13 protein-coding genes are annotated in these 15,357 nt (G+C 59.3%); 6 read left to right on the top strand and 7 right to left on the bottom strand.

Features of this window, described 5'->3' with window-relative positions:
* The coding region (locus RSF91_RS15540) for a biotin/lipoyl-containing protein (RefSeq protein WP_332569267.1) at window positions 1–1,060 on the bottom strand (1,060 nt) is incomplete at its 3' end.
* Window positions 1,061–1,078: 18 nt separating this feature from the next.
* Window positions 1,079–3,793 carry a pyruvate dehydrogenase (acetyl-transferring), homodimeric type gene (aceE, locus tag RSF91_RS15545; protein ID WP_332569268.1) on the bottom strand — a complete coding sequence of 905 codons (2,715 nt, stop codon included), beginning with the start codon at window positions 3,791–3,793 and terminating at the stop codon, window positions 1,079–1,081.
* A 311-nt stretch (window positions 3,794–4,104) separates the two neighbouring features.
* Here aceE and RSF91_RS15550 point away from each other — a divergent pair, with 311 nt between their 5' ends.
* The 5 genes from RSF91_RS15550 to RSF91_RS15570 all read left to right on the top strand — a co-directional run bounded on the left by RSF91_RS15550 (window position 4,105) and on the right by RSF91_RS15570 (window position 11,486).
* Window positions 4,105–6,672, top strand: coding sequence for a PAS domain-containing sensor histidine kinase (locus RSF91_RS15550; protein ID WP_332569269.1), 2,568 nt, complete (start codon window positions 4,105–4,107; stop codon window positions 6,670–6,672).
* Complete coding sequence (locus tag RSF91_RS15555; RefSeq protein ID WP_169107146.1) at window positions 6,669–7,334, top strand: response regulator transcription factor; 666 nt, start codon at window positions 6,669–6,671, stop codon at window positions 7,332–7,334. The genes RSF91_RS15550 and RSF91_RS15555 overlap by 4 nt, the downstream gene beginning before the upstream one ends.
* 149 nt (window positions 7,335–7,483) lie before the next feature.
* The gene (gene folD, locus RSF91_RS15560; protein ID WP_332569270.1) at window positions 7,484–8,338 is read left to right on the top strand and encodes a bifunctional methylenetetrahydrofolate dehydrogenase/methenyltetrahydrofolate cyclohydrolase FolD; all 855 of its coding nucleotides are present in this window, start codon (window positions 7,484–7,486) and stop codon (window positions 8,336–8,338) included.
* A 205-nt stretch (window positions 8,339–8,543) separates the two neighbouring features.
* Complete coding sequence (locus RSF91_RS15565) at window positions 8,544–10,595, top strand: M3 family metallopeptidase (protein WP_332569271.1); 2,052 nt, start codon at window positions 8,544–8,546, stop codon at window positions 10,593–10,595.
* Between the two features lie 198 nt (window positions 10,596–10,793).
* The gene (locus RSF91_RS15570; protein ID WP_332569272.1) at window positions 10,794–11,486 is read left to right on the top strand and encodes a glutaredoxin family protein; all 693 of its coding nucleotides are present in this window, start codon (window positions 10,794–10,796) and stop codon (window positions 11,484–11,486) included.
* Between the two features lie 142 nt (window positions 11,487–11,628).
* Here the strand turns inward: RSF91_RS15570 and rpiA are convergent, their stop codons facing one another.
* Window positions 11,629–12,327 carry a ribose-5-phosphate isomerase RpiA gene (gene rpiA / locus RSF91_RS15575; protein WP_332569273.1) on the bottom strand — a complete coding sequence of 233 codons (699 nt, stop codon included), beginning with the start codon at window positions 12,325–12,327 and terminating at the stop codon, window positions 11,629–11,631.
* Window positions 12,328–12,361: 34 nt separating this feature from the next.
* Here rpiA and RSF91_RS15580 point away from each other — a divergent pair, with 34 nt between their 5' ends.
* The gene (locus RSF91_RS15580; RefSeq protein WP_332569274.1) at window positions 12,362–13,408 is read left to right on the top strand and encodes a quinone-dependent dihydroorotate dehydrogenase; all 1,047 of its coding nucleotides are present in this window, start codon (window positions 12,362–12,364) and stop codon (window positions 13,406–13,408) included.
* A gap of 85 nt (window positions 13,409–13,493) precedes the next feature.
* On the opposite strand, the gene RSF91_RS15585 is transcribed toward RSF91_RS15580, so the two are convergent.
* The 4 genes from RSF91_RS15585 to RSF91_RS15600 all read right to left on the bottom strand — a co-directional run bounded on the left by RSF91_RS15585 (window position 13,494) and on the right by RSF91_RS15600 (window position 15,351).
* Complete coding sequence (locus RSF91_RS15585; protein WP_332569275.1) at window positions 13,494–13,862, bottom strand: hypothetical protein; 369 nt, start codon at window positions 13,860–13,862, stop codon at window positions 13,494–13,496.
* Between the two features lie 2 nt (window positions 13,863–13,864).
* On the bottom strand, window positions 13,865–14,266 hold the full coding sequence (locus RSF91_RS15590) for a phage holin family protein (protein ID WP_332569276.1): 402 nt from the start codon (window positions 14,264–14,266) through the stop codon (window positions 13,865–13,867).
* Window positions 14,267–14,282: 16 nt separating this feature from the next.
* A complete protein-coding gene (locus tag RSF91_RS15595) occupies window positions 14,283–14,594 on the bottom strand; it encodes a glycine zipper domain-containing protein (RefSeq protein WP_099737002.1) in 312 nt (103 codons plus the stop codon).
* 352 nt (window positions 14,595–14,946) lie between these two features.
* On the bottom strand, window positions 14,947–15,351 hold the full coding sequence (locus RSF91_RS15600; RefSeq protein ID WP_332569277.1) for an outer membrane protein assembly factor BamE: 405 nt from the start codon (window positions 15,349–15,351) through the stop codon (window positions 14,947–14,949).
* Window positions 15,352–15,357 lie beyond the last annotated feature (6 nt).

The following is a 15,357-nucleotide window of genomic DNA, read 5'->3' on the forward strand; positions in this document are numbered from 1 at the left end:
TCATCACCCAGTTGCGGTGCAGGTTGGCGCCCGAGATCTTCTTGATGCGCGACAGGTCCTTGCGCTCGACATCGCCGAACTTGGCGAAGTCAACCTTAGGCCATGCCAGCACTTCGAGACCACCGACGTTGCCGCCGGAAGACTTGGGAGCTGCAGCTTGCTGAGCCAGGGTCTGCACGGCACCGGCCATCACCGACTTGGTGAAGGCTTGAATGTCGTCAGTCGTGATACGGCCCTTCTGGCCCGAACCCTTGACTTCCGCCAGAGGCACGCCCAACTCACGAGCGAACTTGCGCACGGAAGGCGATGCGTGGGGCAGCTTGCCCGAAGGCGCAACCGTGGGGTTGTGCGCTGCGGCAGCCACAGGAGCGGCGGCCACGGGGGCAGCAGCAACCGGAGCAGCCACAGGGGCGGCAACCACAGCAGCAGCGGGAGCCGCTGCCTGCACAGGTGCTGCTGCAGGAGCAGCGCCTTGCACGGTGATCTGACCCACGACGTCACCGATGTTGACGGTGTCGCCCAGCTTGATGCTCAGCGCCGTGATGGTGCCAGCCGAAGGCGAAGGAATCTCCATCGAGGCCTTGTCGGACTCAACGGTGAACAGCGATTGCTCAAGGGTCACGGTGTCACCCACCTTGACCAGCATTTCAATCACAGCCACGTCCTTGAAGTCACCGATATCGGGGATCTTCAGGTCCACAGTGGACGATGCAGCAGGCGCAGCAGCGACCGGTGCAGCAGCTACAGGAGCGGCGGCCACGGGTGCAGGTGCAGCAGCAGCCACGGGGGCCGCAGCGGCTGGAGCGGGTGCGGGAGCCGCTTCCGCGGTTTCCAGCACCACGATCACGGAGCCTTCCTTGACCTTGTCGCCCAGAGCGACCTTGATCTCCTTGACCACGCCAGCGTGGCTCGAAGGGATCTCCATGGAAGCCTTGTCGGATTCCACGGTCAGCAGGGACTGCTCGACCTTGATGGTGTCACCCACCTTGACCAGCACTTCGATCACGCCAACTTCGGAGAAGTCGCCAATGTCGGGGACTTTGATGTCTGTCAATGCCATGTTCGATATCTCCCGTTCTTAGGCGTGCAGCGGGTTGATCTTGTCGGTGTTGATACCGTACTTCTTGATCGCTTCGGCCACGGTGGTGGCGTTGATCTTGCCTTCATCAGCCAGGCCGCGCAGTGCAGCGATGACGATGTAGTGACGGTTGATTTCGAAGTGCTCGCGCAGCTTTGCACGGAAGTCGGAACGACCGAAACCATCGGTACCCAGCACCTTGTAGGTGCGGCCCTTGGGCATGTAAGGACGGATCTGCTCGGCGTAAGCCTTCATGTAGTCGGTCGAAGCAACGACTGGACCGGGGTGAGCCGCCAGTTGCTGTGCCACGAATGGAACCTTGGCGGCTTCCAGTGGGTGCAGCATGTTGAAGCGATCGGCTTCCTGGCCTTCGCGGGTCAGTTCGTTGAACGATGGGCAGCTCCACACGTCGGCGGCAACACCCCAGTCCTTTTCCAGCAGCTCTTGTGCAAAGAAGGATTCGCGCAGGATGGTGCCCGAGCCCAGCAGTTGCACGCGCAGTCCGCTCTCCGGCACCTTCTGGCCAGGCTTGACCATGTACATGCCCTTGAGGATCTGCTCTTCCGTGCCGGCTTCGAGGCCAGGCATGGGGTAGTTTTCGTTCAGCAGGGTGATGTAGTAGAAGATGTTTTCCTGGTTCTGCACCATGCGGCGCAGACCGTCTTGCATGATCACGGCCACTTCGTGAGCGAAGGTGGGGTCGTAAGTCACGCAGTTAGGAATGGTGTTGGCCAGGATGTGGCTGTGACCGTCTTCGTGCTGCAGGCCTTCGCCGTTCAGTGTGGTGCGGCCCGAAGTGCCGCCCAGCAGGAAACCGCGCGCTTGCAAGTCGCCAGCAGCCCAGGCCAGATCGCCAATGCGCTGGAAGCCGAACATCGAGTAGTACACATAGAACGGGATCATGACCCGGTTGCTATGGCTGTAGCTGGTGGCCGCAGCGATCCAGCTGGACATGCCGCCGGCTTCGTTGATGCCTTCTTGCAGAATCTGACCAGCCTTGTCTTCGCGGTAGTACATGACCTGGTCTTTGTCGACCGGGGTGTACTGCTGACCGTGGGGGTTGTAGATACCGATCTGACGGAACAGGCCTTCCATACCAAAGGTACGGGCTTCGTCCACCAGGATTGGCACCACGCGGGGGCCGATTTCCTTGTCGCGCAGCAGCTGTGTCAGGAAACGCACATAAGCCTGAGTCGTGGAGATTTCACGGCCTTCGGGTGTGGGTTCCAGAATCGCCTTGAAGGTGTCCAGCGCAGGAGCGGTGAACTTCTCGTCGGCTTCCTGACGGCGGTGTGGCAGGTAGCCACCCAGAGCCTTGCGGCGCTCGTGCAGGTACTTCATTTCCGGCGTGTCGTCGGCCGGCTTGTAGAAGGGGATATCCGCGATCTGGCTGTCGGGGATTGGGATGTTGAAACGGTCGCGGAAGGCCTTGATGTCCTCGTCGCTCAGCTTCTTGGTCTGGTGAACGTTGTTCTTGCCTTCACCAATCTTGCCCATGCCAAAGCCCTTGACGGTCTTGACCAGCAGCACGGTAGGCTGACCTTGTGCAGTGTTGGCTTCCTTGAAGGCAGCGTAGACCTTCTGCGAATCGTGGCCACCGCGGCGCAGGTTCCAGATTTCGTCGTCGGACATGTGTTCGACCATCTTCAGGGCGCGAGGATCGCGGCCGAAGAAGTTCTTGCGCACGAAAGCACCATCGTTGGCCTTCATGGCCTGATAGTCACCGTCGTTGCACTCCATCATGATCTTCTTGAGCACGCCGTCCTTGTCCTTGGCCAGCAGCTCGTCCCAGCCCTTGCCCCAGATCAGCTTGATGACGTTCCAGCCGGAACCGCGGAATTCGCCTTCCAGTTCCTGGATGATCTTGCCGTTACCGCGCACAGGGCCGTCCAGGCGCTGCAGGTTACAGTTGATCACGAAGACCAGGTTGTCCAGCTTTTCACGAGCGGCCAGGCCGATCGCGCCCAGAGATTCCACTTCGTCCATTTCGCCGTCGCCGCAGAACACCCAGACCTTGCGGTTTTCGGTGTTGGCAATGCCACGGGCGTGCAGGTACTTCAGGAAACGTGCCTGGTAGATGGCCATCAGCGGGCCCAGGCCCATGGACACCGTAGGGAACTGCCAGAAGTCGGGCATCAGCTTGGGGTGGGGGTAGCTCGACAGACCCTTGCCGTCCACTTCCTGGCGGAAGTTCAGCAGTTGCTCTTCGGAGATACGGCCTTCCAGGTAAGCGCGGGCGTAGATGCCGGGCGATACGTGACCCTGGATGTACAGGCAGTCACCACCGTGGTTTTCGTTCTCGGCGTGCCAGAAGTGGTTGAAGCCGGCCGCAAACATGTTGGCCAGCGAAGCAAAGGAGCCGATGTGGCCACCCAGGTCACCACCGTCAGCGGGGTACAGGCGGTTGGCCTTGACCACCATGGCCATGGCGTTCCAGCGCATGTAGGCGCGCAGGCGGCCTTCGATCTCGAGGTTGCCAGGGCACTTGGCTTCCTGGTCGGCTTCGATGGTGTTCACGTAGCCTGTGGTAGCCGAGAAAGGCATGTCCACGCTGTTTTGACGAGCGTGTTCAAGCAGATCTTCGATCAGCTTGTGAGCGTAGTCTGCACCTTCGCGGTCGATCACCGCAGAGAGGGCATCCATCCACTCGCGCGATTCTTGTTGGTCCAGGCCGGCGGGCAAGCCAGCGCCTTTGGGATCAGTCTGAGCTGTCATTGTGAGTGTCTCCTTCGAGAGGGGGTAGCTTTTGTCACCGAATCAGTGAGTGCGGCATCACGCGGGTGTAGTTGGCACCACACCGCATAACGCGTGGCACAGCACCTTCGGGTGCTCCCCGGATTAAACCGATTCACTGTGTCGATCGCCGCAGAGTTTCGCACATTTTTTTTAAATTTCAAATCGTGCTTTGTGATTTCACTATATAAAAAAATGTTGCAAATGCACATACAGGGAAGGCCTAGGAAATTGTCTTTTCCGCGACAGGAATACTCGCAAAACCCACTGGGTCTCTCCCCTACACTGGCAGCATGCAAACAAGCAATCAAGAGCTAGAAAAAAAGGACGCAAAGAGCGTGCAATCCATTGCCGCCCCTGTGCGCTGGTGGCGCAGCTGGTGGCGCAGCCTGTCGCCCACCCGGCAAGATCGCTACGCGGCTCTGGCGCCGCTGGCATCGGTGCTGATGTTCATGGCTGCAATCATTGCGTCGTTCTGGTACTTGCGCACGGAAGAGGTGGACCGCGAGCACGAAGCGCTGCGCCGCGACGTGGAATATGCCCAGCAGCGCGTGCGCCTGCGCCTGCTTGAGCGCCAGGAGCAACTGATGCGCATGGCCCGCGACATCGGCACCCGCGATGTGCGCAAGGCAGATTTTGACGGCCGCAGCGAAGCACTGATCAGCCAGTTCCCCGAGCTGCAATCCATCACCTGGATCAACGACAAGCGCCAGATTCTGCACAGTCAGTCTGCGCCCACCGTCAACACCGACCAGCTGCGCGTAGTGGGCGAGACTCTGCACCAGGGCGAAACGCTGAAAGCCTATGAGCAGGCGCGCGAGATTCTTCAGCCCATTTATGTGCAGGAAAAGGTACAGCCCAATGAGCTGCCGCCGCTGCTGCAGCTGCATGTGCCCATTAGCAATAACAGCCGCTATCAAGGCGAGCTGCTGGCCGAGTTCTCGGTAGATAGCCTGCTGCGCTACGGCACGCCCACAGAGGTGCTGGCCCGCTATGCCATCACCCTGCTGGATGGCGACAGGCATGTGCTGGCAGGCACCCCGCTATCGCCCCGCAAGACGCCTACCGAGCTGCTGCACTGGCGCGCGCTGGCCAATGAATACGAAGTTCCCGTCTCCCCCGTGGGCAACTCCTTGATACTGCGGGCGCAGGCCTATCAGACCTCGCTGGGCGTAGTGGGCAGCGGGCTATTCTGGCTGGTTGGCACGCTTTCGACCATGACAGCCTGGCTGCTGCTGGCTACCTGGCGGCACACCCGCCGCCGCCAGCGCGCACAAGAGGCCTTGGTGGCTGAGACCAACTTCCGCCGTGCCATGGAAAATTCGGTACTGACCGGCATGCGCGCGCTGGACCTGCAAGGCCGCATCACCTATGTGAACGCCGCGTTCTGCCAGATGACGGGCTGGACCGAGAAAGATCTGGTCGGCCAGGTGCCACCCTATTCTTACTGGCCTGACAACGATTACGACAATCTGCACTCGCAGTTGCGCGAAGAGCTGTCGGGCAAAACCATCGTGGGCGGCTTTCAGGTGCGCGTAAAGCGCAAGAACGGCAGCCTGTTTGATGCACGCCTGTATGTCTCCCCCCTGATTGATGCGCACGGCCAGCACACGGGCTGGATGTCATCCATGACGGACATTACCGAGCCCAACCGCATTCGCGAGCAGCTTTCCGCATCGTATGAGCGTTTTACCATTGTGCTGGAAGCGCTGGATGCTTCTGTTTCTGTAGCACCACTGGGCAGTGCCGAGCTGCTTTTTGCCAACAAGCTCTACCGCCAGTGGTTTGGCTCGCACACCGAAGGCCATCTGCAACTGGTGGCGCAGGCCGGCAAACTGCCGCTTCGCCAACAACCTGCTGCCGAAAACGAAGATGGGCTGATGGGCCTGCCCACAGGCACCATCACCGAAACGCGCAGCGAAAACGCCGAGATTTTTGTGCCCAGCCTGGGTAAATGGCTGGAAGTGCGCTCGCGCTACCTGAGCTGGGTGGACGGCCGCCTGGCCCAGATGGTGATTGCCACCGACATTACCCAGCGCCGCAACGCTGAAGATCAAGCCGCCCAGCAGGCCGAAAAAGCCCAGACCGCCAGCCGCCTCATCACCATGGGCGAGATGGCCTCCAGCGTGGCGCATGAGCTGAACCAGCCGCTGACAGCCATCAGCAACTACAGCTCCGGCATGCTGACCCGCCTTGAAAACGGCACGCTAACGCCCGATCAAATGAGGTTTGCGCTGGAGAAAACATCTCACCAGGCGCAACGCGCAGGGCAGATCATTCAGCGCATTCGCTCCTTTGTGAAAAAGAGCGAACCCAACCGCATGCTGGCAGATGTCTCGCAGATGATCAGCGAGGCGCTGGAGCTGGCGGGCATTGAGCTGCGCCGCCGCAATGTGCAGCTCACCTCCCATATCGCCGAGCGCATGCCGCCCTTGATGGTGGACGCCATCCTGATCGAGCAGGTACTCATCAATTTGATGAAAAACAGTGCTGAGTCTATTGATATGTCTGACCGCCCGCTGGGTCAGCGCAATGTAGAACTGCGCGTTCGCCCTCAGCTTTTTGAGAACCATCAAGGCGTTGAATTCACCGTGGAAGACACAGGCAAAGGCCTCCCGCCCGAAGTGCTTGAACACTTGTTTGAAGCCTTCTTCTCCACCAAGAGCGAAGGCATGGGCATTGGCCTGAATCTGTGCCGCTCGATTGTCGAGTCCCATCATGGCCGAATGCACGCAGAGAACCTCTACAATGGTTCTGAAGTCACTGGCTGCCGATTTTCATTCTGGCTACCACTGGCAACGGGTGTGGAGACGACAACACTCACCACGACAAGCGAACCCATAAAGAGGACGATTGCATGAGTTTGATACCCAAAAAAGGCACTGTTTACGTAGTTGATGACGACGAAGCGGTCCGTGATTCCCTGCAGTGGCTGCTGGAAGGCAAGGATTACCGCGTGCGTTGCTTTGACTCCGCCGAGACCTTTTTGTCGCGCTACGACCCGCGCGAAGTTGCCTGCTTGATCGTGGACATCCGCATGGGTGGCATGAGCGGTCTGGAGCTGCAAGATCGTCTGATCGAGCGCAAGTCTCCCCTGCCTATCGTCTTCATCACTGGCCACGGCGATGTGCCCATGGCCGTGGACACCATGAAAAAAGGCGCGCTGGACTTTATCCAGAAGCCTTTCAACGAAGAAGAGCTGCTGGGTCTGGTCGAGCGCATGCTCAACCACGCCCGTGAAGCCTTTACGGGCCATCAGCAAGCCGCCAGCCGCGACGCGCTGCTGGCCAAGCTCACCGGCCGTGAAGCGCAGGTGCTGGAGCGCATCGTCGCCGGCCGCCTGAACAAGCAGATCGCCGATGATCTGGGCATCTCCATCAAGACCGTTGAAGCACACCGCGCCAACATCATGGAAAAGCTCAACGCCAACACCGTGGCCGATCTGCTCAAGATAGCCCTGGGTCAAGGCCAGACCAGCGCAGCCGCCAAGGCTGCAGCTGCCGCAGCGGCCGCTGTGAATTAACTGCCTCCAGCGAAATTGGAGGCCACTCCAATCGCGAGATAATCCAAGGAGCACTGGCCAGGCCCAACCGCTTTAGCCAACTCCTATTCTGATAGCTGCTAGTGCTTGTAAATCAAGGGCTAGCAGCATTTTTTATTGGTAATCCAGCAATGACAGCCCAAATCATCGACGGCAAGCTTCTCTCCGAACAACTGCGCAAGGAAGTCGCCACCCGCGCGGCCGCACTCAAGACCAAGGGCATCACGCCCGGTCTGGCCGTAGTTCTGGTGGGCGACAATCAGGCCTCTCAGGTCTATGTGCGCAACAAGGTCAAGGCCTGCGAAGACGTGGGCTTTCATTCCGTGCTGGAAAAGTACGACGCCTCCATGACCGAAGCCGAGCTGCTGGCCCGCGTGGAAGCCCTGAATAACGACCCCAGCATTCACGGCATTCTGGTGCAGTTGCCCCTGCCCAAGCACATTGATGACCACAAGGTCATCGAAACCATCTCCCCCGCCAAGGATGTGGACGGCTTTCACGTCGCCAGCGCCGGCGCGCTGATGGTGGGTGAAGTCGGCTTCAAGGCCTGCACCCCCTACGGCTGCATGAAGATGCTGGAATCGATTGGCATGAAGGACCTGCGCGGCAAGCACGCCGTGGTCATTGGCCGCTCCAACATCGTGGGCAAGCCCATGGCCATGATGCTGCTGGCCGCCAACGCCACCGTCACCGTCACCCACAGCGGTACCGCCGATCTGGCCGCCATGACCCGCCAGGCCGACGTCATCGTCGCCGCCGTGGGCAAGGTCGATGTGCTGACCGCCGACATGGTCAAGCCCGGCGCCGTGGTGATCGATGTGGGCATGAACCGCAATGCCGAAGGCAAGCTGTGCGGCGACGTGGATTTCAACGGCGTCAAGGAAGTCGCTGGTTACATCACCCCCGTCCCCGGTGGTGTTGGCCCCATGACGATTACCATGCTGCTGGTCAACACCATGGAGTCAGCGGAACGCGCTGCGCGCTGACACCCCCTGAGCCGCTGTGCGGCTTCCCCCTCTCTGGCGCTATGCGCCGGAGGAGGACGATGCCCTCGCTGCGGGGCAGCCCTTGCTTGGCATCCCTGATTTGGTAAAGCGCCAGTACTGACCAATGGCTGACGCTATCACTGCCATAGCAAATATTGCCATGGCAGCGCTTGATTTTCACGACCTTGCCGGCACCTAATACAGCATGAGCAATCCACTTCTCGAATCCTCCTCCCTGCCCCTGTTTGACCGCATTCAACCTGCGGACGTGGCGCCCGCCATCGACACCTTGCTGGCACACGCCAGCGAGGCTCTGGAGAGCGTTGTCACACCGGACTTCCCGGCGAAGTGGGAAGCCATCTCGGCCGTGCTGGATGTGGCCACCGAGAAGCTGGGCACCGCATGGTCCGCCGTCAACCACCTCAACAGCGTGGCCGACACGCCCGAGCTGCGCGCCGCCTACAACGAGGCCCTGCCCAAGGTCACCGAGTTCTGGACCAATCTGGGCGCTGATGAGCGCCTGTACGCCAAGTACAAGGCCATTGACGCCGACAGCCTGAACAAGGAGCAGCGTGCGGCCTGGGATCACGCCATGCGCGGCTTTGTGCTTTCGGGCGCCGAGCTGCAAGGCGCAGCCAAGGAGCGCTTCGCAGCCATTCAGGCCCGCTCTGCCGAGCTTGCGCAAAAATTCAGCGAAAACGCGCTGGATGCGACTGACGCCTTTGCCTACTACGCCGCAGCCGACGAGCTGGACGGCGTGCCTGCCGACGTGATTGCCGCCGCCAAGGCCGCCGCTGAAGCGGATGGCAAAGAGGGCTACAAGCTCACACTGAAAATGCCTAGCTACCTGCCCGTGATGCAGTTCGCCAAGAGCAGCGCGTTGCGCGAGAAGCTTTATCACGTCTATGTGACACGTGCCTCCGATCAAGCAGAAGGTGATGCCAAGCGCTTTGACAACACCGCCGTGATGAAGGAAATCCTGGCCCTGCGCCTCGAAGAAGCACAACTGCTGGGCTACCAGAACTTCGGTGAAGTCTCTGTGGTCACCAAGATGGCTGATTCACCCAAGCAAGTCATAGATTTTCTGCGCGATCTGGGCCACCGCGCCCGCCCCTACGCCGAAAAAGACGTTGCCGACCTGCGCGCCTTTGCCAAGGCCGAATTGGGCATTGCTGACCCTCAGCCCTGGGACTGGGCCTTTATCGGTGAAAAGCTCAAGGAAGCCCGCTATTCCTTCAGCGAGCAGGAGCTCAAGCAATACTTCCCCGCTCCCAAGGTGCTGGCAGGCCTGTTCAAGATTGTGGAGACGCTGTTTGAAGTCTCCATTCGCCCAGACACCGCCCCTGTGTGGCACCCCTGCGTAGAGTTCTACCGCATCGAACGCAGCACGCCCCAAGGCCCACAGCTGGTTGGCCAGTTCTACCTGGACCCACAAGCCCGCAAGGGCAAGCGTGGCGGCGCGTGGATGGACGATGTGCGCACCCGCTGGCTGCGCCCCGACAACCACCAGTTGCAAACGCCTGTGGCCCATCTGGTCTGCAACTTTGCGGCCGGCGTGGATGGCAAGCCCGCCCTGCTCACGCACGACGACGTGATCACTCTCTTCCATGAAACCGGCCATGGCCTGCACCACATGCTCACGCAAGTGAACGAGCGCGATGTCTCTGGCATTGCCGGTGTGGAGTGGGATGCCGTCGAGCTGCCCAGCCAGTTCATGGAAAACTTCTGCTGGGAATGGGATGTGCTCAAGCACATGACCGCCCATGTCGATACCGGCGAAACCCTGCCCCGCGCGCTGTACGACAAGATGATTGCGGCCAAGAACTTCCAGTCCGGCATGCAGACCCTGCGCCAGATCGAGTTCTCGCTGTTCGACATGTTGCTGCACACCGAGCACAACCCTGCTGACGACTTCATGGCGCTGCTGAACAAGGTTCGCGCTGAAATTGCGGTGCTGCCATCCCCTGCTTACAACCGCATGGCCAACACCTTCAGCCATATCTTTGCGGGCGGCTACGCAGCTGGCTACTACAGCTACAAGTGGGCCGAAGTGCTGAGCGCCGATGCCTACGCTGCCTTTGAAGAAACCGCACTGGCCGATGGCTCGCCCAACCCAGAAACTGGCCGCAAATACCGCGAGTCGATTCTGGAAGTCGGCGGTAGCCGCCCCGCCATGGAATCCTTCAAAGCCTTCCGCGGCCGCGAGCCACAGATTGATGCGCTGCTGCGCCATCAAGGCATGAGCCAGACCGCCTGAGTCTTAACTCATTCCAGACAAGCGCCCCGCCGGGGCGCTTTTTTATGCCTGATTCATGAGTGATACTGACAAACACTGACTCAGGCAAGAGATCCGCCCCCAAGCGCACGCCCTCTTGCAGTGCTTTCACTGCCGGTCCACGCTATGCTCTGTTCACTGGCGCTTGCGCCGCTCCCACCTCTATTTTTCAGGACTGAGATGTCACGTCCCTTGATTGCATTGCCCTTGCTCAAAAAAAATTCATCACACAGCCCCGCACTGTTGCCCGTCCTTTTTCTCGCAGCATGCGCCGCACTGGCCAGTGGTGCCAGCCACGCACAAAACCTGTACCGCTCTGTAGGCCCCGATGGCCGAGTCACCTACTCTGATCGCGCCGTCAACAGCAATGCCAAAGCCAGCGCAGAGGCCACAGGCAGCGCAGAAAGCAGCGCCTCAGCCAACGCCCAGTTGCCCTATGAACTGCGCCAGACCGCCAGTCGCTACCCGGTCATGATCTATACCGGCAAGGACTGCTTTCCTTGCGATGAAGCGCGCAGCTTTCTGCAAAGTCGCGGCATTCCCTACGGTGAACGCACGATTGAGACCAGCAGCGATGTCGCCGCACTCAAAAAGCTCAGCAGCCAGGACAATCTGCCTTTTGCCACCATTGGCAACCAGCACCTTAAAGGCTTTGGCTCTGATAGCTGGACCCAGTACCTGAATGCTGCGGGCTACCCTGCGCAATCGCAACTACCCAAAACCTACAAAGCCGCCGCAGCCAAGCCCTTGACGACACCTGCACCCGCCACTGCCGAGCCACAAAAAACTGCCGAACGCCCAGTTGCACGCGAGCCTGCCACTGCAGCGCCGGGTGCCCCCACACAGAACAACCCTGCTGGTCTGCGTTTCTGATTCGTCCACAATTTCAATTCAATGAAATAACCCTGTAAAGCTTATCAATCAAGCGCAAGCAGCTATCAATTTCATACAAAAAAAAGAGCCACCCGCATGATGCAGGTGGCTCTTTTTTTGTGCAAAGAAACTTCGCTAAAGCTTAATACTCCAGCGTCTGTACGCCTTGAGCCGTGCCCAGCAGACAGACAGCAGCCTTCTGGTGCGCAAACACGCCCACGGTGATCACGCCAGGCCACTGGTTGACTTCAGACTCAAACGCCAGCGGGTCAGCAACCTTCAGGCCGCGCACATCCAGAATGTGTTGACCGTTATCGGTCACCAGCGCTGCGCCATCTTTCATACGAATTTGTGCGGTCACGCCTGCGCCCATGGCTTCAAAACGGCGTGCAATCTGCGCGGCAGCCATGGGGATCACTTCTACGGGCAGAGGAAAGTCGCCCAGCACATCGACACGCTTGGATTCATCGGCAATGCAGACAAAGCGATCAGCCAACGCGGCCACAATCTTCTCGCGCGTCAGCGCAGCGCCGCCGCCCTTGACCATATAACCCTTGCCGTCGATCTCGTCAGCGCCGTCGATATACACGGCCAGGCGCTTTACTTCGTTGGCATCAAACACGGTGATGCCCAGCGCCTTCAGTCGCTCGGTGCTCGCTACGGAGCTGGAAACCGCGCCAGGAATTTGGTCTTTGATAGTCGCCAGAGCATCAATGAACTTGTTGACCGTGGAGCCTGTGCCCACGCCCACAATTTCACCAGTTACCACATATTTCAGGGCAGCTTGTCCAACCAAAGTTTTCAGTTCATCTTGAGAAAGGGGTGCAGCAGGTGTCGTCATGAGGGAAAATCCAGATAATCCTGCGATTATCCCCATGTCTCTTATTCCTTACTCACTGACCCGTCCACTTCTTTTCGGCATGGACCCCGAAGCCGCTCACGACTTCACCATGAATTTCATGGCCAAGGGTCAGAACACGCTGCTGCAAAAAGCCTGGGCACGCCCTCTGGTCCATGACCCGATTGAACTGGCTGGCCTGAAGTTCCCTAACCGCGTCGGCATGGCCGCCGGCCTGGACAAGAACGCGCGCTGCATCGATGCGCTGGCCGCGATGGGCTTTGGCTTTGTGGAAGTAGGCACGGTCACGCCCCGCCCCCAGCCCGGCAATCCCAAGCCGCGCATGTTCCGCATCCCCGAGAAGAATGCGCTAATCAACCGTCTGGGTTTCAACAACGAAGGCCTGGACGCGTTTTTGGCCAACGTGCGCCGCTCGCAAGTGCGCGCCAATGGCGGCTCCATGCTGCTGGGCCTGAACATCGGCAAAAACGCCACCACGCCGATTGAAGAAGCCACCAGCGACTACATCAAGGCGCTGGATGGCGTCTATCCGCACGCCGACTATGTGACGGTGAACATCAGCTCGCCCAACACCAAGAACCTGCGCGCGCTGCAAAGCGATGAAGCGCTGGATGCCTTGCTGGGCGCCATTGCCAACCGCCGCGAGCAACTCTCCAGCCAGCACGGCAAGCGCACGCCAGTGTTCGTCAAAATCGCACCCGATCTGGATGAAGAGCAAGTCGGCGTCATTGCCGCCACGCTGCAGCGCCACAACATGGATGGCGTCATTGCCACCAACACCACCATTAGCCGCGAAGCCGTCAAGGGCCTGCAGCATGCGGAAGAAGCTGGCGGCCTGTCTGGCGCACCCGTGCTGGAAGCCAGCAACCAGATCATTCGCCAGCTGCGATCGGCGCTGGGCAGCCGCTACCCCATCATCGGTGTGGGCGGCATCTTGAGCGGCGCAGACGCCGTGAGCAAAATCCGCGCAGGTGCTGACGTAGTGCAGATCTACAGCGGCCTGATCTATCGCGGCCCGGACCTGGTGAAAGAAGCCGCCGAAGCCATTGCGCACATGCCTTAAGCCTGAAACAGTGGCCTAGCCGCTGCCAAAGAAAATAGCCCGTCAAGCCAAAGCCTGACGGGCTATTTTTATAGGAAGAAGTGAATCAGCTGCGGCTGCGCTGCTGCAGCTTCATCACCCAAGGCAAGGCCACACTGCCCCAGCGAATCAATTTGCGTGGACCTACCACCATCAACAACGCACCGGCCGCAGCTGTGGCGATTGGGTGCAGGCGCACAAAGGTCACCAAACGCTCTGGCAGCGAAGCCTCGCCATCGACCTGCGCAGTCTGCGTCTGGCGCAAGGCCGCAGCCTGAGCCTTGGCAGAAGCACGGGCCTTGATGCGAGCACGCTGGCGCGAGATGCGAGACAGCAGTAGCTTTTGCTCTGGCGATGCTTCATCCCACAGTGCCGCATCCAGCCCTACAGGCTTGACGGGACTCTCTGCAGGCTTGAGTTCAGGAGAGGAGCTCATGGTCAGATCTTCTCCTTCAAAGCATTCCAGTCAGACTTGAGCTCATGCCTGGTCAGCCTGAAAGGGCTGGACAGTTGCTTGACTGCAGCCATCAATCGCCACAAGCCCAAAGCCCAGATAAGGACCCAACCGCCAGCCAGCAGCCATGCCACAAGAGTGCGATGCTCGCTATCCCAGAACTGAACCAGAACGGCCAGCGTCAGTACCATGAGCACAACCACCGTCAAGGCACCGAGAACGATGGCAAGCACGGTCAGCGTCTGAAAACTCTGCTTGAGCTGGCGCCACTCCAGGTGGGCAAGATCGGCACGATCTTCAGCGGCCATGGCCGCCTCATTCAGATTCGATCGGCAGCGCTCAACCAGAGAATCCAGACCCAGCAGTGAAGTCAAATTCACAGGCACTTGAAATCAACGCCTTTTAACGTCGACCCAGCATAAAGCCCAGCAGAGCACCCACAGCCAGAGCTGCACCGGCAACACGCCAGGGTTCATCATGCGCATAGCGATCAGCCGTATCGGCGGCTTCGCGAGCCTGGCGAGCAGCATCCTGAGCAGCGCGAACGGCGGAATCGCGCACTGTGTTCATGCTGTCATCGATACGCTGACGCAGTGCACTGATCTCAGGCATCTTGTCCAGTTCACGGGCAGACAGCAGACCTCGCAGATCGCTGACAAGCTTTTCCAGATCGTCTTGGGCATGGGAAACGGCATCGGAAACAGAGCGTGACATATCGAACCTTTCTATATGACGAATTGGGATATCACATGCACGCATCAGTGCACAGATAGCTGACGAGCGAAGAAAAACGTCGCTTGCAAACACAGCATGTGACCATCTTACATAAAAGCAACAGCATCAAAGCATCCCGTGCGCGAAGTCTGGTGTCGGACAGTTACGGGCAAGCACTGTTCAAAAACAAAAGCACCCGACCCATAGGGCAAGCACGCTTGCCAGCATTTCATCCCAAAGCAGCAGGACACCGGCTCAATCGCTTATGTGTGACCCTACCCGCTCTACCCGTTACGCCAAAAACAAACGCCCGGCATCAATGCCGGGCGTTATATGCAAGAGGCAGTCTCAGCTACTTGCCTGCAGCAACCGTCGAGCAGCCCTCAGGTTTGGAATAAATGCTGCCAACTTGCGTCTGCTTGTCATAGATCAGCTTGAGCTGACAAACCACATTCGTGCCTTGCAGATGCAGCAGATAGTCCCACTCCCTGGCCCCAAAGCCTTCAGTGAAATGGGGCGGCCCCATCAATTGAAACACCTGGGTCTTCGTCAAGCCTGCGCGCAAATTGCGCAAGCTTTCCGTACTGGGATAGCTGCCCTCGGGTTGAGTGGCTTGCTTGACAGGATCAGGGAAGATAATTTCCTTGGCCTGCCCCTGATCATCAACCCCTTTGCTGACTGTGCCAGCACAACCCGCCAAGCCCAACACAACAGCCAGAGCGGCGATGCGCATAGAAGAAGTTTTAAATTCATTCATATTGAT

It is taken from the genome of Comamonas sp., assembly GCF_036643215.1.
In the GTDB taxonomy this organism is placed as follows: domain Bacteria; phylum Pseudomonadota; class Gammaproteobacteria; order Burkholderiales; family Burkholderiaceae_C; genus Comamonas.

Excerpts from the sequence above, each read along its gene's own strand:
- aceE (WP_332569268.1), bottom strand. The coding sequence starts at position 3,793 with ATGACAGCTCAGACTGATCCCAAAGGCGCTGGCTTGCCCGCCGGCCTG.
- RSF91_RS15550 (WP_332569269.1), top strand. The coding sequence starts at position 4,105 with ATGCAAACAAGCAATCAAGAGCTAGAAAAAAAGGACGCAAAGAGCGTG.
- RSF91_RS15555 (WP_169107146.1), top strand. The coding sequence starts at position 6,669 with ATGAGTTTGATACCCAAAAAAGGCACTGTTTACGTAGTTGATGACGAC.
- folD (WP_332569270.1), top strand. The coding sequence starts at position 7,484 with ATGACAGCCCAAATCATCGACGGCAAGCTTCTCTCCGAACAACTGCGC.
- RSF91_RS15565 (WP_332569271.1), top strand. The coding sequence starts at position 8,544 with ATGAGCAATCCACTTCTCGAATCCTCCTCCCTGCCCCTGTTTGACCGC.
- RSF91_RS15570 (WP_332569272.1), top strand. The coding sequence starts at position 10,794 with ATGTCACGTCCCTTGATTGCATTGCCCTTGCTCAAAAAAAATTCATCA.
- rpiA (WP_332569273.1), bottom strand. The coding sequence starts at position 12,327 with ATGACGACACCTGCTGCACCCCTTTCTCAAGATGAACTGAAAACTTTG.
- RSF91_RS15580 (WP_332569274.1), top strand. The coding sequence starts at position 12,362 with ATGTCTCTTATTCCTTACTCACTGACCCGTCCACTTCTTTTCGGCATG.
- RSF91_RS15585 (WP_332569275.1), bottom strand. The coding sequence starts at position 13,862 with ATGAGCTCCTCTCCTGAACTCAAGCCTGCAGAGAGTCCCGTCAAGCCT.
- RSF91_RS15595 (WP_099737002.1), bottom strand. The coding sequence starts at position 14,594 with ATGTCACGCTCTGTTTCCGATGCCGTTTCCCATGCCCAAGACGATCTG.
- RSF91_RS15600 (WP_332569277.1), bottom strand. The coding sequence starts at position 15,351 with ATGAATGAATTTAAAACTTCTTCTATGCGCATCGCCGCTCTGGCTGTT.